Source organism: Aeromonas sp. QDB03 (assembly GCF_027707985.1).
Classification (GTDB): domain Bacteria; phylum Pseudomonadota; class Gammaproteobacteria; order Enterobacterales; family Aeromonadaceae; genus Aeromonas; species Aeromonas hydrophila.
Map to the genome: position 1 here is coordinate 58,339 of NZ_JAPCJG010000007.1, position 17,248 is coordinate 75,586.

Consider the following 17,248-nt stretch of genomic DNA (forward strand, 5'->3'; position numbering starts at 1 on the left):
CGGGTCGTAGGGTTAGAGGTATTATGCCGCTGTCACATGGTCGAAAAGCCGGGGGTCACCCCCCGGCACCACTACTGCGACCTTAGTCGCCCAGCGTAGCAACCATCACTGCCTTGATGGTGTGCATCCGGTTTTCGGCCTCGTCGAACACGATGCTGTGCTCGGATTCGAACACGTCCTCGGTCACTTCCAGGCCTTTCATGCCATATTTGTCAGCCACTTCCTTGCCCATGGTGGTCTCATCGTTGTGGAACGCCGGCAGGCAGTGCATGAACTTCACATCCGGGTTCTTGGTGGCGTTGATGACATCCATGTTGACCTGATACGGGGTCATCAGTTTGACGCGTTGATCCCAGGCTTCTTTCGCTTCACCCATGGAAACCCAGACGTCGGTGTAGAGGAAGTCGGTACCCAGCACACCCTCTTTGACGTCTTCGGTCAGGGTGATGCGTGCGCCGGTCTCTTCGGCGATCAGGCGGCACTTGGCAACCAGTTCTTCTTCCGGCCAGAAGGCTTTCGGCGCAACCAGGCGGATGTCCATGCCCATCTTGGCGGCACCGACCATCAGGGAGTTGCCCATGTTGTTGCGGGCATCGCCCAGGTAGGCGAACTTGATTTGATCCAGACGTTTGCCCTTGCCGTGCTCCAGCATGGTCATGAAGTCGGCCAGGATCTGGGTCGGGTGGAATTCGTTGGTCAGGCCGTTCCAGACCGGTACACCGGCGTAGGCACCCAGCTCTTCCACGATCTCCTGACCGTAGCCACGGTATTCGATACCGTCATACATGCGACCCAGTACCCGGGCGGTGTCCTTCATGGACTCCTTGTGACCAATCTGGGAACCGCTTGGGCCGAGGTAGGAGACTTGCGCGCCCTGGTCGAAGGCCGCCACTTCAAACGCACAGCGGGTACGGGTGGAGGTCTTCTCGAAGATCAGGGCAATGTTTTTGCCGGTCAGGTGTTTACGCTCATAGCCACCGTATTTGGCTTTCTTCAGGTCGATGGCCAAGTCGATCATGTATTGGATTTCGCGCGGGGTGAAGTCCAGCAGTTTCAGGAAGTTACGGTTACGCAGATTAAAAGCCATGATGAGTTCTCTCTATATTTGTTCAGACCAATTTAGGCAGTAGTGTTGACTACGCATTCTTCAGTACAGATTTGTTCAAGCCACGTAGGGCAGTAGCACTGGCTACGCATTCTTCAGTACAGATTTGTAACTACGCATTCACGGTACGGGTAGCGACGATATTGGTACCGGCTTCGCCCTTGAGGATGGCCAGGCCATCTTCCAGCGAACCGATGCCGACCATGCCGCCGGTCGCTTTGACAAATTCACAGGAGGCTTCGACTTTCGGTCCCATGGAGCCGGCATCGAACTTGACCCCGGCCAGCTCGTCCGGGCTGGTGATCCGCAGCGGACGCTGGGTCGGTTTGCCCCAGTCCAGATAGACGGCATCGGCATCGGTCAGGATCAGCAGGGCGTCGGCCTTGATCTGCTTGGCCAGGTAGGCGGCAGACATGTCCTTGTCGATGACGGCTTCGATGCCGGTCAGGCTCTGGCCATCCCAGGTCACCGGAATGCCACCACCACCGGTACAGATGATGAGGTGACCCTGGGCGATCAGGGTTTCGATGGCGTCGCCTTCGACGATGCGCTGGGGCAGCGGGGACGGCACTACACGGCGGAAGAACTTGCCGTCAGCCTTGACCACCCAGTGCTTCTCTTCTGCCAGGGTGCGGGCTTCAGCCTCTTCGTAGACGGGGCCGATAAATTTGGTCGGATTGGCAAACGCCGGATCCTTGGGATCGACCTGCACCTGGGTCAGCAGCGCGGTGACGTTGCGGCTCGGCATCAGGTTCTTCAGCTCCTGGATCAGCATGTAGCCGATCATGCCTTGGGACTCGGCACCCAGCACATCCAGCGGATAGGGGGATACCTTGGTGTAGGCACTGTTTTGCAGGGCCAGCAGACCGACTTGCGGGCCGTTGCCATGCACCAGCACCACGTTGTACTCCTGAGCGATCAGGGCGATGGTCTTGGCGGCGGTAGCGATGTTTTTGCGCTGGATGTCAGCTTCGAGCGGCTCGCCACGACGGAGCAGAGCATTGCCACCCAGGGCGACGACGACAGTTGGTTTTTTCATGAGTGTTACTCTCGAGTCTTGGTATCTGTGGCGCCGGCCTCTTGCCGGCGCCACGCCGTCTTGTTAGATGCCGTCGCGTTCCATCGGGCAGCTCATGCAGCGGGCGCCGCCGCGACCACGTCCCAGCTCTTCACCCGGGATGGGCAGCACTGTGATGCCTGCCTTGTCGTACTTCTCGTTGGTGTAGGTATTGCGCTCGTAACCCACCACCACGCCGGGGCGCACGGTCAGCACGTTGTTGGCATCGTTCCACTGCTCGCGCTCGGCCTCGAAGGTGTCACCACCTGTGGTGATGAGCTTGAGCTGATCGACACCCAGTGCCTTCTCGATGGCGGTGACGAAGTAACCCTCTTCCTTGATGTTCATGCCGGTGGCACCGCCCGGAGTCAGGCTCCAGCAGTTCACATCCTTGCGGATGACTTCCGGATAAACGGAGAAGGTGTCTATGTCCATGTGGGTCATGACGGTATCGAGGTGCATGCAGCTGCGGTGTTTCGGCAATTGCATGGCGATGACCTGTTTGGCCTGGCCGTGCTTGAACAGGCCGCGAGCCAGGTGTTCGACCCCTTGCGGTGTGGTGCGCTCGGACATGCCGATGAGCACGGAGCCGCGGCCGATGACCAGCACGTCGCCCCCCTCGATGGTGGAGTTGTCGTAGTCGCGATCTTCATCACCGAAGTACTTGATGAAGTCCTGACCGGCGAACTGCGGGTGCCAGCGGTAGATGGCCTTCACATGGTTGGTCTCGCGACGGCGGGCGGCCTTGGCCATGGGGTTGATGGAAACGCCACCATAGACCCAGCAGGAGGTGTCACGGGTAAAGAGGTGGTTGGGCAGCGGCTCGATGATGAAGTCGGTCGGGGCGTGCATGCCGACGACCATGTTGACGCCGCTGTAGGGCATCTCGGAGTAGGTCAGGCCGCCGGAGAGAATGCGGGCCAGTTCACGGTGCGGCATGTCTGCCAGGAAGCAGCGCACGTCGTTGGCAAAGGAGGTGCCGAGGCGATAGTCGGAGACCTGATGTTGCAGCAGCCAGGTTTTGGCTTCCGGCACGTCCAGGGTTTCGGCCAGCAGATTGGTCAGCAGGAAAACTTCGACATTCTGATCGCGCAGTACCTGAGCGAATTTGTCGTGCTCCTGACCGGCACGTTCAACCGACAGGACGTCATCAAACAGCAGATCCTGGCAGTTGGAAGGAGTCAGACGCTTCAGACTGAGGTTGGGGCGGTGCAACATGACACGGCGCAATTGGCCAACTTCAGAACCTACATAAAATTTGCTCATGATTATATTCCGTCTAGCAGTGGTCCCTGCGAGTGATTGAATAGATTCCTTCTATTCATGCTCGTGGCTAAGGCGGGATATTCTTTATGTAGGGTAATCGGCTTGTGTTCTATCCTGCCCTTGCCTTTCGAGACCGAGGTTAGACCTGCGAATCACACCAAACTTAGACATTGATCACATTCACTTACAACTGAATAAAATCGCGATTTATTCTTTGATAGGGATAACAGAACTGACAATCTCCCATTCATCACCTTCGTTTAAATACGCACTTTTCATCGTGAATTTTTCATATTTCTTCTTGTTTCATTCATCAACCATATCTACTAAGGGATATATACAAAAACAAAAAATCTTAAATTTCATAGAGATAAAAACAAAATCAACATTCATTGAATTTAATATGCAAAAAATTGAATTTTATGAGATTTCAAAGCGGTGATACGGGGAAATAAATAGTCATTGCCTGCCTGCTCACTGAATAATCTGTTTGTTGTCCCAGATCATGGCATCTCGTCCAACCCGCTCGCGCAGGCCCGCTGCGGCGCACCTGCCGGCTCATCATTTATATGGATATGCACCCAGTCCGCATCTTGGCCGCTCATTTTTCAGGACGCCTGCCAGCGGCTCTTTTCAAACTTTTTTCATTAGTTGAATTTATTTCAGCACCTTGCGTCACCAACCACCTCGGCTTAACTCAGAAAGTGATCAGGATCACACCCGTTTTATCACCAAGGAGCTAACCATGAAGATCAAATCACTGCTGTTGTTTGCAAGCCTGCTGCTGCCCATGACCCCTGCACTGGTCAGTGCAGAAGGGGCGCCGGCCATGCCGCTGGTGGTATGCCAGGTCGATAAGGCTCCCCAGATGCTGGTGCCGGCCTATGTCTGTCATTGGTATGGCGGCAGCCAGCACTACTGAGAGTGAGAGCCCAAGAGGAGGCGACCTCCTCTTGGCTTGTCATGGCCCAACCCCCTCCTATACTCAATGCAGCTGTTTTTCATAGGGATAGGAGACGGTCATGATCCTGCTGGTCGGTGGCGAAAAAGGGGGGAGCGGCAAGAGTTGCCTGGCCCAGAATCTGGCGGTTTACCTCAGGACCCAGTTTCATGGCGAGGTGTTGCTGGTCGATTGCGATCCACAGCGCACCACCTCGGACTGGATCCAGGAGCGCAATGACAATCCGGACCTGCCCCAGATAAATTGTGTTCAGCTCTACGGCAACATCCGCAACGACCTGCTCAGCCTGAAAAACCGCTATGACTATCTCATTGTCGATTGCGGCGGCCAGGACAACCGGGCTCTGCGTTCCACCATGGCAGTTGCCACCCACGCCCTGATCCCGCTGCGCCCCAAACGCCGCGACCTCAAGACCTTGCCGCACATGGAAGACCTCATCACCACCTGCAAGATGGTCAACCCCAGCCTGCGGGCGGCCGTGGTGCTGACCCAGTGCCCTGCCCTGCCCAATCAGGTGAAACGGATCCTGGAGGCCAAGGAAGTGTGCTCTTCCTTCGGTGTCGACGTTCTCAACTCCATTACCTATGGCCGCAATGTCTACGACGACAGCGAGGAGAAGGGGTTGTCGGTGATGGAAATAGAACCGGATGGCAAATCGGCCGAAGAGATCCGGGCCATCGCCAAGGAGTTTCTGGAGCTGGGGGTGTGAGATGGGCCTTGCCGACCTGAAGAAAAAACACAATCTGCATCATCAGAAGAAGTTCACTATTGACGAGTTCATCGAAGATGCTGACTTCTACGCCAAGGGCAAACCCAAGGTTGTCAGCCTGGAGCTGAGTCTGCATCGGGAGGAAGCCCTCACTGCACTCGCCTTCATCGAGAATGGTGAACACCTGAAACCCAGCTACAAAAAAGCGACCTTTTCCCTGAGTACCACGGCCATCGATGAACTTGGCAGCCTGACCCAGCAGGATGGCATGAACAAATCCCTGTTGCTGCGTCTGTTTACCCATTACTTCTCCTCCTTGAGCCCGGAAGAACGCCAAACCATCTATGAACGGCTTCAGGAACACAACTGACACGACAGTCGTGACACTTGTTATCGCCCCCAGCTCCCCGCGCTCTGCTCCCCTTATCCCTTTCTGAACCCCGGTTAAACGGCGTGTGAGATATTCGCCATTCACCTCGTGAGCAAAGCGCCGGAAAAGCTCTCGTAATAGTCGGAAGATAGGATCAAAAAACCTGAACACAAATAAACCAACTAACTGATTTAAAATGAAATATATCGAAACAAGTTTCCTTCGTAACGAGATGCGTAAAAACGTTTTTCAATCTACCGTTGTCGTGCCCCGTGAAATCCTTATAGTTACTCCTGCACGGACGCAATGAAGTCGGTCAGGAAGACTGGCTGCCAGGGTTGGGCAAATGGACTCACCACAGGATGTGGTAAAGGACACCTCCCAGGACGGAGAAAGTGCGACGGGAACGGATGACTCGTCAGGCCATGATGGCTAAAGGACACCCCAAAGGATTGGGAAGGGGAAACCTAAAGGAAGAGGTATAGTCAGGGATTGCAGGGAGCAACTTCGTTCAAGGACATGAGCGATAAGACTATCGGGGGCGACGCAAGTCGCCCCCATCTTTTTTGGCCATTTTTCTTCGACGGCCAGCCTCCAACATCTACTCGAGCCGGAAGTGGCCCACAATCTCCCGTAACCTGTCGTAGGTCTGCTGCATCGCGGCGGAGCTGGCTACCGTCTCCTCCCCGTTGTGAGTCAGCTGGCGGATCACCTCGGCAATCGCACTCATGTTGCGATTGATCTCTTCGGCTACCGCACTCTGCTGTTCCGCCGCCGTGGCGATGTGGCTGATAAGATCGTTGATCTCCACCACCTCTCCCGCCATCAGATCCAGCGATTCATTGACCCGGGTGGTGTTCTCGGCGGCGCCCTGGCAACTCTGCTTGGTGTTGCTCATGGCATCCACCACCGTCTGGGTACCCCGCTGCAGACTGGCCAGCATGGTCTGGATCTCCGCCGTGCTCTGCTGGGTGCGAGCGGCGAGGGAACGCACCTCGTCGGCCACCACCGCAAAGCCACGCCCCTGTTCACCGGCGCGGGCCGCCTCGATGGCGGCGTTGAGGGCCAGCAGGTTGGTCTGCTCGGCTATGCTGCCGATCACGCCCAGTACTGAACCAATCTGCTGCACATCTTGCTGCATGGCCTCGATGGAGCGGGCAGTGGCCTCCACCTCGTCCACCAGCGCCATCACGCTGGCCATGGCCTGATCCACCACCTGGCGGGACTGGCTCGCCAGCTGCTGGCTCTGGCCGGTCAGCTGGGCCGTGCTGGCCGCACTCTCCGACACCGAGACGGCGGTACGGCTCATCTCGTTGATGGCGGTCACCACCTGCTCGGTCTCCCGCACATGATCCGCCAGCAGGGACTGGACGGCACCGGTCTGGCTGGCCAGCCCCTCGATACCGCTGTTGAGCTGGCCACTGGCTTGCCGCACCTCGTTCATCATCTCCTGCAGCCGCTCGATAAAGCGGTTGATACCGGCCGAAATCTGGCCCAGATCATCGGTACTGGTTACCGCCAGCCGACGGGTCAGATCCCCGCTGCCACGGGAGAGCTCCAGCACCAGATCCCGCAGCGAAAGGATGGGACGATAGGCCAGATTGAGCGCCAGTACGGCGAGCACCATCACCACCACCGCCACCCCGAGCAACGCCATGATGATCTGGCCGTTGAGCGCCTGGGTCATGGTACGGATGTAGTCGAGATCGATGTAGCCAGTCAGCGTCCAGCTGCTGCCACGGATATCCAGCGGATTGGGACGAGCCTCGTTCTCCCCCTGTGGCTTGCTGCTGTAGAGCACATTGCCCTGGCCATCGGCCAGCGAGAAGTAACGCCCCTCGCCGCTCACCTTCTCCAGCAGGTTCTTGAACTCGCTCATGTCGAGGTAATAAAGGTAGGCAGAGTCGGCCCCTCGCGGCACCAGAATGGAGATGACGGGCTTGCCATCCACCTGCTGCAGCGGGCTGACGGTGATCTGGTTGTTGGCGGCGGGGATCAGCTTGCGCAGCGCATCGACCTTGGCCGTATCGTTGATGACCCCGCTCACGTCGAACGCCATGTCGCCGATCACCTTGACGATATTGTGAAAGCCGGTCTCTTCCAGCGTCTTCTTGACGTTGGTCACCCCGAAGTTGAGGTTGGCCGCCAGCAGGATTTTTTGATTGATGTCGCTGGCCAGCTTCTCTTTGACCAGGGAGATCTGCTCGTTGATGTTCTGGGTGGCCTGAGTGCGGATGTAGGCGCTGATGAAGTGATTGACGCTGAACCAGGCAGTGCCGATGGTGACCAGAATGGCCAGCAGCAGCAAGACGTAAATCTTGACCTTGAATGGCATGGGATCCCTCCAGAAGAGAGGGCTGGCACTGCCAACCCTCTCTGCCAATCGTTATTTCTTCTTGGCGTACTTCATGGAGTCCAGCGCCACCGCCAGAATGATGATGCCGCCCTTGATGATGAACTGCCAGTAAGGGCTGACCCCGATATAGGTCAAACCATAGTTGATCAATGTAAAGATGAGTACCCCGGTGATCACCCCGGCGACCGTGCCCACCCCGCCGGCAAACGACACCCCACCCACCACGCAGGCGGCGATGGCATCGAGTTCATACATGAAGCCGAGGTTGTTGGTGGCACTGCCGATCCGGCCTGCTTCCAGCATACCGCCGAAGGCGTAGAACACCCCAGCCAGCGCATAGATCATCACCAGGTTGACCGCCACGTTGACGCCTGAGACCTTGGCGGCTTCCGGGTTGCCGCCGATGGCGAAGATGTTCTTGCCAAAGCGGGTCTTGTTCCACAGTACCCAGACGAACACGCTGGCGATGGCGGCATAGAAGGTCAGATAGGATAGCTTGAAGCCGCCCAGCTTGATGAACCCCTGCGCGAAGCTGGAGAAACGGGGGTCAAAACCGGCTACCGGCGAGGCGCCCACCGAGTCAAAGTAGAGGGAGTTGATGCCGTAGACGATGATCATGGTGCCCAGGGTGGTAATGAACGGGGTGACGTTCAGATAGGCCACGATGAGACCGTTGACCAGACCAATCAGGGCCCCCACCACGCACACCAGCAGGATCACCGCAGGAATGGGCACTTCGCCCAGGCTGGGAAACACCTTGTTGACGTTGGTCAGCGCCTGCAGCATGGTCGCCGCGATGAGTGCCGCCAGGCCGACCTGACGACCGGCCGACAGATCCGTACCCTGGGTGATGATGATGCCAGCCACCCCCAGCGCGATGATGACCCGTACCGAAGACTGGGTCAGGATGTTGCTGAAGTTGGTGAGACTCAGGAAGGAGGGTTCCTTGATCACGATGATCATGAGCAGCACCAGCAGCACCACGTAGATGCCGTTCTCCTTGAGCGCCCGCATCAGATTGAAATTTTTAGCCGACTCCATAAATGTCTTCCTGTCTCTAGAGGTACAGAGATGCCAGGCGCAGTATCTCGCTCTGGTCAGTTTCTTTGGTATTGACGATCCCGGCGACCCGGCCATTGCTCATGACCATGATGCGATCCGTGATGCCGAGCAGTTCGGGCATTTCCGACGAGATGATGATGATGCCCTTGTCCTTCTTCGCCAGCTCCAGGATGAGCTGATAAATCTCGAACTTGGCCCCCACATCGATGCCACGAGTCGGTTCATCCAGCATCAGGATCTCTGGTTGGGTCAGCAGCCAGCGGCCGATGATCACCTTCTGCTGGTTGCCCCCCGAGAGGGAGCCGATCTGGGTCTGCTGGGTCGGTGTCTTGACCCGCATGGAGTCGATGACCCACTGGGTATCGCTCTTCATCTTGTTGTCGCTGAGCAGCCCCATGGAGCCCTTGTAGTTGTCCATGTTGGCGATCAGGGAGTTGAAGGCGATATCGAGGCGCGAATAGATGCCGGTGGAGCGCCGCTCCTCGGTCACCAGTGCAAAACCGTTGCGGATCGCCTCGTGGGCATTGTGGTTCGCCACCGGCTGACCGTGCAGCTTGATGACCCCTTCACTGCGATCACGGATGCCGAACAGGGTCTCGACGATGTCGGTGCGCTTGGCCCCCACCAGTCCGGCGATGCCGAGGATCTCCCCCTTGTGCAAGTTGAAGGTGATGTCCTGAATGGAGGGCTGGTTCTTCGCCGTCAGGTGCTCGACTTCGAGGATCACCTCTTTCGGCTGGTTGGTCTTCTCCGGGAAGCGCTGGGTCAACTCACGGCCGACCATCATGCCGATGATCTGATCCATGGTCATGCCCTTGAGCGGCTGGGTCGCCACCCACTGGCCATCCCGCAATATGGTGATCTCGTCACACAGCTGGAAGATCTCTTCCATCTTGTGGGAGATGTAGACGATGCCGCAGCCCTTCTCCTTGAGCTTGTTGATGATCTTGAAGAGGTGACTCACCTCTTTCTCGGTCAGCGAGGAGGTAGGCTCGTCCATGATGACGATCTTGGCGTCATAGGAGAACGCCTTGGCGATCTCGATCATCTGCATCTGGGAGACGGAGAGGGTTCCGACCTTGACCCGCGGGTCGATGTCGATATCCAGCTCGTCGAAGATATGCTTGGTGTCCTGATACATCTTGCCGTGGTCGACAAACAGTCCCTTGGTGGGATAGCGGCCGAGCCACATGTTGTCCATCACCGAGCGTTGCAGCACCAGGTTCAACTCCTGATGTACCATGGAGACGCCATTCTCCAGCGCCTCTTTGGAGGAGGTGAAGTTGATCTCCTGCCCCTTGAAGAAGATCTTGCCCTGATCCTTCTCGTAAATGCCGAACAGGCACTTGAGCAACGTGGATTTTCCTGCCCCGTTCTCGCCCATCAACGCATGCACAGAATGAGGACGGACCCGTAAATTGACATTATCGAGTGCCTTGACGCCGGGAAAGCTTTTACTGACGTCAATCATCTCCAACAGCCATTCTGATTGTTGCTGTGTTGTCATATCAGCCATCACATCTGGTTGAAACTGAGGGCAAGGGGAGACCCCTTGCCCGGGAGGAGGGAATTATTCGAATTTGGACAGGTTGTCAGCATCGACACCAACGTAGGGAACGCGCACAACCTTGTTGACGATGTTCCACTTGGTGCCTTCACCGGCCGCTTTGCCTTCTGCCAGGTTCTTGGTCAGCTCGTAAGTCGCCTTGGCCTGGTTGGCGGCATCGTTCAGCACGGTACCGGCCATGGCACCGCTCTTGACCAGTGCCAGCGCTTCCGGCAGAGCATCAACCCCGAATACCGGGATGGCGGTCTTGCCTTGGGCCTTCAGCGACTCGACGGCACCCATCGCCATGCCATCGTTGTTGGCGATGACCACTTCGATCTTGTTGGCGTTGGGGCCGGAGATCCAGGCGTCCATCTTGTCCTTGGCCATGGCGGTATCCCACATACCGGTATCCATGTGCAGCTGCTCGGTCTTGATGCCGCCGTCGTTCAGGGTCTTGATGACGTAGGTGGTGCGGGCTTCGGCATCGGGGTGACCCGGCTCGCCCTTGAGCAGCACGAACTGGATGACGCCGTCCTTGTTCAGATCCCAGGCCGGGTTGGCTTTCCAGTGCTTGGCGATCAGCTGACCCTGGATGATGCCTGACTCCTTGGAGTCGGTACCCACGTAGTAAGCCTTGTCATAGCTGGCGAGATCGGCAGCGCTCGGCTCCTTGTTGTAGAACACCACGGGCACATCCTCGCCACGGGCCTTCTCGATCACGACCGGGGCCGCCGCCGGGTCAACCAGGTTGATGGCCAGCGCCTTCACGCCTTTGGCCAGCAGTACGTCGACCTGATCGTTCTGCTTGGACTGGTCATTCTGGGAGTCATTCATCAGCAGCTCCACCCCCGGGTTGGCCGCCGCTTCCTTCTCGATTGCCTTGCGCACTACCGCCATGAAGTTGTCGTCGTATTTGTAGACGGTCACCCCGATGCGGGTTTCGGCATGAGCGGTGGCCCCAGCCATCAGGCTCATCAGTACGGCGGCAATGGTCGTGATCTTTTTCATTGTTATGCTCCGATCTCTCTATCTGTTTTTGTAGGGAATGCTGTACACCAAGTGAACTGGTGCCAGCCTAATGTAATCAGTTTGTTGTATGACAATCTGTGATCATGACAACAAAATGAAAACGTTTACACTCTGTTACATAGCAACAAATCAATTAAAAATCATGCAGTTACATTTGCTCGCTGAGACTAAAGCCCTGAACGAGGCTCTTTCTTGTTAAGCAATCGCTCAGATTCAGCGTAGAACACAGTTCCAATAGTAGCCGCCCGGCTGCAACCAATATTCCGGCCGCACGCTCTGGCTCCAGGAGTCATCGCCCCCAATCCCCATATGAAAGCCATCGAGACAGAGATGCAGCCCTCCCTCGGCCACCAGATCGGTCTGGTGGCGGGCCTGTGCCAGCTGCTGCTGACTGAAGCGGCTCAAGCTGAAATGGAACAGCCCCTCGACCTCGATGCTACCCAGTTGCAGCTGGCGGGTGTCGCAGCGCAGCCCGTTGTCGGTCGGAAACACATACGCGGTGTGCAGCGCATCGAGCGACGACTGCCAGCGACCGAGGTCGGCAGCCAGCAGGCGATCCGGATAGTTCTCGTGCGGACCACGCCCCAGCCAACTCACCTCTCCTGCCGCCAGCACTTCGTCGGCCAGCCAGAGCCGGGCGCCGATGCGCGGCAGAGAGGGCATCTCGGCCGCTACCTCCACTTCGATGGCGAGGCGCATGGCCCCATCCTGATCGAACTCGTGGCGCCAGCGGGTCAGCAGCTTGAGCGTATCGCCGACGAAGTAACCGTGGCGTACCGTCACAATCCCTTGGTCAGGGCTCACTACCAGGTCGAGGCAGCGGTACTGCAACTCATTGAGCCCGGCCTCCTGCCAGCGAGCGATCCAGGCGTTGGGATCGGCGTGGTCCGCCTCGCTGGTACCAACGTCGTTGTCGAGCGGTGCCCGATAGAAGTGATCGGCGATGGCCTCTTTCAGTTGCTCGCGCCCCAGCTTGCACCAGCTTTGGATGCGGCCGCTGGCCTTGTCCAGCCGCCACTCGCTGGCGGCCGCCCGGATCTGCCAGCCATCCGCTAGCTCGATGAAGGTGGCCGGCGTGCGGGCGGCAGGCAGCGCCAGCGGCGCAGGCAACATGCATTGCTGGCGCGCCACCTCGTGACCGGCCGCAGACCAGGGCGTGGCGGCGGGCTGCACGATGGCGAGATCCAGCCAGGCGAGTGCGCCCGGCGCAAAGGCCGGCAACCGCTCCAGCAGAGTCAGCGTCACGCTTCCCTGCGGCGCCAGGGTGAGTGGGCATTCACCCTGGCTCACCACCACGCCGTCTTCGCACAACCGCCACTGCAACCGCTCGTTGTCCGTCTCGCGAAACAGGTATTCACTGCGGATCTCGACCGTCAGTGGTTGGCGCTCGAGCAACCTCAACCCGAACGGCTGCTGGGCCCGTTTTGCCTCAAACAGGGCGGGATGGGGGGTGCGGTCGGGGAACACCAGACCGTTGCAGCAGAACTGGCGATCATTCGGGGTATCGCCGAAATCACCGCCATAGGCCCAGAAATGGCGGCCGTCATCGGTCAGCTTGTCCAGTCCCTGATCGACCCAATCCCAGACGAAACCACCCTGCAGCCGCGGATGATCGCGAAATGCCTGCCAGTAGTGGGCATAGCCCCCCAGGCTGTTACCCATGGCGTGGGCGTATTCACACAGGATCAGCGGGCGGGTCTCGCCCGGCAGGCCGATCCACTTGGCCAGCGCCCACTTGGGTACCGCCGGGAAAGGCTGATCCTGATGGGTGCGGGCATACATGGGGCAGATGATGTCGGTGGCCGGCGTATCGGCCCCACCCCCTTCGTATTGCACCGGACGGCTCGGATCCGCCCGCTTGACCCAGCCATACATGGCATCGTGGGCCGGGCCATAACCCGACTCGTTGCCAAGGGACCAGATGATGATGCTGGGGTGGTTGAAGTCGCGAGCCACCATGCGGGTCACCCGCTCCAGGAAGGCGTTGCTCCAGGCGGGATCCCGCGCCAGCCGCCCCATCGGGGTCATGCCATGGGTCTCCAGGTTCGCCTCGTCCACCACGTAGAGACCGAGCCGATCGCACAGCCGATACAGCTCGGGGTGATTGGGGTAGTGAGAGCAGCGCACCGCGTTGAAGTTGTGCCGCTTCATCAACAGCAGATCCTGCTCGATGGCGGCGGGGGTCACCACATGGCCACTGGCCGCATCGTGTTCGTGACGGTTGGCGCCGCGAATGAGCAGCGGCTGGCCGTTGACCCGCAGCAGGCCGCCACGGATCTCCACCGCCCGAAAGCCCACGTCATAGGCTTCGCTCTCGATGGGCTCCCCCTGCTCGTCCAGCAGGGTCAGGGTCAGGCGATAGAGGTGAGGGGTCTCGGCGCTCCATTTGCGCGGGGCCGCCACTTCGAGCCAGTACTCGGCGCGATCGTCATACGCCCCTTTCTCGTCAATGGCTTGCGTGCCGATCGGCTGGCGCAGGGTCGCCACCTGCTCACCGCCGTCATAGAGGCAGGCCGCCACCGACAGACCGGTCCCATTGGCCGCCTGCAGCGCGATCTTGAGGCGGCCATCGCGATAGCAGGCGTCCAGCTCTGGGGTGACCCGAATGTCCATCAGATGACGAGCCGGTTTGTGCAGCAGGCTGACGGAGCGGAAGATACCGCTCATGCGCCACATGTCCTGATCTTCCAGATAGGAGCCGTCGGACCAGCGCAGCACCAGCACTGCCAGCCGGTTGTCACCGCTGGAGAGGAAAGAGGTCAGGTCAAATTCGGCAGGCAGCCGGCTGTCCTGGGAGTAACCGACCCAGCGGCCGTTGCAGAAGAGGTGAAAAGCGCTGTCCACCCCATCGAAGATGATCCGGGTCTGACCGCTGGCGAGCCAGTCAGCCGGCACGCTGAACTCGCGGGAGTAGCAGCCGGTGGGATTCTCGGCCGGCACCCGCGGTGGATCGCACGGGAAGGGATATTTGATGTTGGTGTAGATGGGCACATCTGTCGCAGGCCGCAACCCTGGGTAGGCCGCATCCAGCTGCCAGTTGCCCGGCACCTTGATGGCACAGGCATCCGGCAGATCCTCGACCAGCCAGTGCTCCGGCACCAGCTCGGGCGCCGCGAAGAAGGAGAAACGCCACTCCCCATCCAGCAGGGTGCGCGATGGCGAGGCGAGATCATCCCGCGCCGCGGCTTCGCTGCGCCAGCTGAACAAGGGGGTATGGGCAGACAACCGATTCACTGCGGTAATCGCCTGGGTCTGCCAGTCCTGACGGGCCACTATCTCCCTGAGCATTCTTCTCTCTCCCTGCATGAACGCCGAAAACGTATGCAGTGTAGGGGAGTTTTGCCCGGTGATCGGCGATCTCGCTCACACAGATGTAAACGATTACACTAAATTTGTTAAGTAAAACAGGGTAAAAATGCGCTAAATGCAGGTAAAAGGCGAAGGCTCCGGATCACGCGCCGCAAAAACGGCGATCCGGAGCGGTAAACGGAGGTAAATGAAAGGGATCAGCTTCGAACAGGAGCCACCGAGTGGCGGTTGATCAGGGTCGGGGTGTAAATGCGGCTCTGCACCGCCTCGCTTTCCCCCGCCGCCAGCTGCAGTGCCAGCTTGGCCGCCTGGGCAGCCATCAGTTCAACTGGGTAGCGCATGGTGGAGAGCTTGGGGCGCAGGTATCTGGCATAGATGATGTCATCGAAGCCCACCACCGACACCTCCTCCGGCACCTTGAGGCCGTTGTCCGCCAGCACCGAGATGGCCCCCGCCGCCATGGCATCGTTGTAGGCCACCACGGCCGTGATGGGCAGCCCCTTGGCCAGCAGGTTGAGCATGGCGCGCTCGCCGCCCTCCTCGTTGGGCATGCCGCTCTCCACCAGCTCGGGATCGGCGCGCAGCCCCGCCTCGGCCAGCGCATCCTGATAGCCCTGCAGCCGCAGGATGGCATCTTCGATGGCGTGATCCGAACTGAGGAAGGCGATGTGGCGGTGGCCCAGCTCCAGCAGATGGCGGGTCGCCGTGGCGGCCCCCTGCCGGTTGTTGAGGGCGATGCAGCGCCCCTTGAGCGCCGGGATGTCGCGGTTGATCAGCACCATGCCGGGCACCCGCAGCGCGTAGTCGATCAGCTCCTCATCGCTCAGCGCCTTGCTGTGCACCACCAGCGCCTCGCAGCGCTTGCCGATCAGCAGTTCGATGGATTCGCGCTCCTGCCGAGCCTTGTGAAAACCATTACCCATCAACAGGTGCAGACCCTGTTCCACCGCCACCGCGGCCACCCCCTTGACCAGGGCGCCGAAGAAGGGATCCGCCACGTCGCCCACCAGCACCCCCATGGTGTCACAGGTCTGGCTGACCAGTGCCCGCGCGTTGGCATTGGGGGTGTAGCCCAGTTCGGCCATGGCCTTCTGTACCACCTCGCGGGAAGCGGCACTGGCCTTGGGTGAGTTGTTCATCACCCGTGAAACCGTTGCCACCGATACGTTGGCCAAACGGGCGACATCCTTGATGGTACTCATGCTGTTTTCACTTATTTCACGGCTCGGGATGGCGCCATTATACCGAGCAATGTCACTGATAACAGGGGGGAAAACCATATTGCTGAAATGATGACCATCAAAACAAGTGTAATCGTTTACACATATTTGTTAGCCAGTTCACAGTTTGCCCGCCGGCCCCTCGGCTAGACTCCTTCACAGGCTTTTTCAGCGTGGAGATGAGGATGAAAGTACTGGTCACCGGCGGCTGCGGCTACATCGGCAGCCACACCTGCCTGGCACTGCAAGCGGCTGGCATGGAGCCCGTGGTGGTGGACAACCTCTGCAACAGCAAGGCGGGCGTACTGGCTCGCATCGCCGCCATCAGCGGGCGCGAGCCCCGCTTCTATCAGGGGGATATCCGTGACCCGGCCCTGCTGGATCGCATCTTCAGCGAGCAACGGATCGACGCCGTGATCCACTTCGCCGCCCTCAAGGCGGTCGGCGAGTCCACCCGCCTCCCCCTCGCATACTACGAGAACAACCTGAGCGGCACCCTGGTATTGCTGCAGGCGATGCAGCGGGCCGGCGTCCATAACCTGGTGTTCAGCTCGTCGGCCACCGTCTACGGCGACCCGGCCAGCACCCCCATCCGGGAGGATTTCCCGCGCAGCGCCACCAACCCCTACGGCCGCTCCAAGCTGATCATCGAAGAGATCCTCGAGGATCTGCAACGGGCCGAGCCGCACTGGAGCATGACCCTGCTGCGCTACTTCAACCCGGTCGGCGCCCACGAGTCGGGCACCATGGGGGAAGATCCCCAGGGGATCCCCAACAACCTCATGCCGTTTTTGACCCAGGTCGCCATCGGCCGGCGCGACTGCCTTTCCATCTTTGGTAACGATTACCCCACCGTCGACGGCACCGGCGTGCGCGACTACATCCACGTGATGGATCTCGCCGAAGGGCACGTCAAGGCGCTACAGCACTGCGCCAGCAAGGGCGGCGTGCACGTCTACAACCTGGGCACGGGCCAGGGCCAGAGCGTGCTGCAGATGGTCGTGGCGTTCGAGACAGCCTGCGGCCGCCCCTTGCCCTATCGCATCGAACCAAGACGCCCCGGCGACATCGCCGAATGCTGGGCCGATCCCGCCAAGGCCGAGCGCGAGCTGGGCTGGCGAGCCCGGCGGGATCTGGTCGCCATGTGCGCCGACAGCTGGCGCTGGCAATCCGCCAACCCCCAGGGGTACGAGGCGTGATGTCCGTTTTGCTCCCTTCTCCCGTCACGGGAGAGGGGCCACAGATGAGCGGCGCT

At 59.3% G+C, this 17,248-nt stretch carries 13 protein-coding genes; 4 read left to right on the top strand and 9 right to left on the bottom strand.

The features are described 5' to 3' along the window. Positions 1–82: 82 nt before the first annotated feature. The 3 genes from argF to arcA all read right to left on the bottom strand — a co-directional run bounded on the left by argF (position 83) and on the right by arcA (position 3,428). Positions 83–1,087, bottom strand: a complete 1,005-nt coding sequence (gene argF, locus PG900_RS16940; protein WP_017409770.1) for an ornithine carbamoyltransferase — start codon at positions 1,085–1,087, stop codon at positions 83–85. Positions 1,088–1,217: 130 nt separating this feature from the next. Beyond that, positions 1,218–2,144: a carbamate kinase gene (gene arcC / locus PG900_RS16945; protein WP_011707754.1), complete on the bottom strand. Its 927-nt coding sequence runs from the start codon at positions 2,142–2,144 to the stop codon at positions 1,218–1,220. Between the two features lie 63 nt (positions 2,145–2,207). Then, the gene (arcA, locus tag PG900_RS16950) at positions 2,208–3,428 is read right to left on the bottom strand and encodes an arginine deiminase (RefSeq protein ID WP_011707755.1); all 1,221 of its coding nucleotides are present in this window, start codon (positions 3,426–3,428) and stop codon (positions 2,208–2,210) included. A gap of 745 nt (positions 3,429–4,173) precedes the next feature. On the opposite strand from arcA, the gene PG900_RS16955 reads away from it, so the two are divergent. From PG900_RS16955 to PG900_RS16965, 3 genes are all read left to right on the top strand, one after another. Then, on the top strand, positions 4,174–4,350 hold the full coding sequence (locus tag PG900_RS16955) for a hypothetical protein (RefSeq protein ID WP_199796167.1): 177 nt from the start codon (positions 4,174–4,176) through the stop codon (positions 4,348–4,350). 100 nt (positions 4,351–4,450) lie between these two features. Continuing rightward, complete coding sequence (locus PG900_RS16960; protein ID WP_011707757.1) at positions 4,451–5,098, top strand: AAA family ATPase; 648 nt, start codon at positions 4,451–4,453, stop codon at positions 5,096–5,098. A 1-nt stretch (position 5,099) separates the two neighbouring features. Beyond that, positions 5,100–5,468, top strand: a complete 369-nt coding sequence (locus PG900_RS16965; RefSeq protein ID WP_270831879.1) for a CopG family transcriptional regulator — start codon at positions 5,100–5,102, stop codon at positions 5,466–5,468. A gap of 601 nt (positions 5,469–6,069) precedes the next feature. On the opposite strand, the gene PG900_RS16970 is transcribed toward PG900_RS16965, so the two are convergent. The 6 genes from PG900_RS16970 to PG900_RS16995 all read right to left on the bottom strand — a co-directional run bounded on the left by PG900_RS16970 (position 6,070) and on the right by PG900_RS16995 (position 15,975). Beyond that, positions 6,070–7,803 carry a methyl-accepting chemotaxis protein gene (locus PG900_RS16970; RefSeq protein WP_270799781.1) on the bottom strand — a complete coding sequence of 578 codons (1,734 nt, stop codon included), beginning with the start codon at positions 7,801–7,803 and terminating at the stop codon, positions 6,070–6,072. A 51-nt stretch (positions 7,804–7,854) separates the two neighbouring features. Next, positions 7,855–8,865, bottom strand: coding sequence for a galactose/methyl galactoside ABC transporter permease MglC (gene mglC / locus PG900_RS16975; RefSeq protein WP_011707760.1), 1,011 nt, complete (start codon positions 8,863–8,865; stop codon positions 7,855–7,857). Positions 8,866–8,881: 16 nt separating this feature from the next. Next, a complete protein-coding gene (gene mglA, locus PG900_RS16980) occupies positions 8,882–10,402 on the bottom strand; it encodes a galactose/methyl galactoside ABC transporter ATP-binding protein MglA (protein WP_029302302.1) in 1,521 nt (506 codons plus the stop codon). A gap of 54 nt (positions 10,403–10,456) precedes the next feature. After that, a complete protein-coding gene (gene mglB / locus PG900_RS16985; protein WP_011707762.1) occupies positions 10,457–11,443 on the bottom strand; it encodes a galactose/glucose ABC transporter substrate-binding protein MglB in 987 nt (328 codons plus the stop codon). A 234-nt stretch (positions 11,444–11,677) separates the two neighbouring features. Then, positions 11,678–14,752, bottom strand: a complete 3,075-nt coding sequence (locus tag PG900_RS16990) for a beta-galactosidase (protein WP_270831881.1) — start codon at positions 14,750–14,752, stop codon at positions 11,678–11,680. Between the two features lie 218 nt (positions 14,753–14,970). Further along, complete coding sequence (locus tag PG900_RS16995) at positions 14,971–15,975, bottom strand: substrate-binding domain-containing protein (RefSeq protein WP_011707764.1); 1,005 nt, start codon at positions 15,973–15,975, stop codon at positions 14,971–14,973. 203 nt (positions 15,976–16,178) lie between these two features. Here PG900_RS16995 and galE point away from each other — a divergent pair, with 203 nt between their 5' ends. Beyond that, positions 16,179–17,192 (top strand): UDP-glucose 4-epimerase GalE, encoded by a 1,014-nt coding sequence (galE, locus tag PG900_RS17000; protein WP_270831883.1) that lies wholly within the window; start codon positions 16,179–16,181, stop codon positions 17,190–17,192. Positions 17,193–17,248: the final 56 nt, after the last annotated feature.

Coding starts and splice junctions, on each gene's coding strand:
- argF (WP_017409770.1), bottom strand. CDS start 1,087: ATGGCTTTTAATCTGCGTAACCGTAACTTCCTGAAACTGCTGGACTTC.
- arcC (WP_011707754.1), bottom strand. CDS start 2,144: ATGAAAAAACCAACTGTCGTCGTCGCCCTGGGTGGCAATGCTCTGCTC.
- arcA (WP_011707755.1), bottom strand. CDS start 3,428: ATGAGCAAATTTTATGTAGGTTCTGAAGTTGGCCAATTGCGCCGTGTC.
- PG900_RS16955 (WP_199796167.1), top strand. CDS start 4,174: ATGAAGATCAAATCACTGCTGTTGTTTGCAAGCCTGCTGCTGCCCATG.
- PG900_RS16960 (WP_011707757.1), top strand. CDS start 4,451: ATGATCCTGCTGGTCGGTGGCGAAAAAGGGGGGAGCGGCAAGAGTTGC.
- PG900_RS16965 (WP_270831879.1), top strand. CDS start 5,100: ATGGGCCTTGCCGACCTGAAGAAAAAACACAATCTGCATCATCAGAAG.
- PG900_RS16970 (WP_270799781.1), bottom strand. CDS start 7,803: ATGCCATTCAAGGTCAAGATTTACGTCTTGCTGCTGCTGGCCATTCTG.
- mglC (WP_011707760.1), bottom strand. CDS start 8,865: ATGGAGTCGGCTAAAAATTTCAATCTGATGCGGGCGCTCAAGGAGAAC.
- mglA (WP_029302302.1), bottom strand. CDS start 10,402: ATGGCTGATATGACAACACAGCAACAATCAGAATGGCTGTTGGAGATG.
- mglB (WP_011707762.1), bottom strand. CDS start 11,443: ATGAAAAAGATCACGACCATTGCCGCCGTACTGATGAGCCTGATGGCT.
- PG900_RS16990 (WP_270831881.1), bottom strand. CDS start 14,752: ATGCTCAGGGAGATAGTGGCCCGTCAGGACTGGCAGACCCAGGCGATT.
- PG900_RS16995 (WP_011707764.1), bottom strand. CDS start 15,975: ATGAGTACCATCAAGGATGTCGCCCGTTTGGCCAACGTATCGGTGGCA.
- galE (WP_270831883.1), top strand. CDS start 16,179: ATGAAAGTACTGGTCACCGGCGGCTGCGGCTACATCGGCAGCCACACC.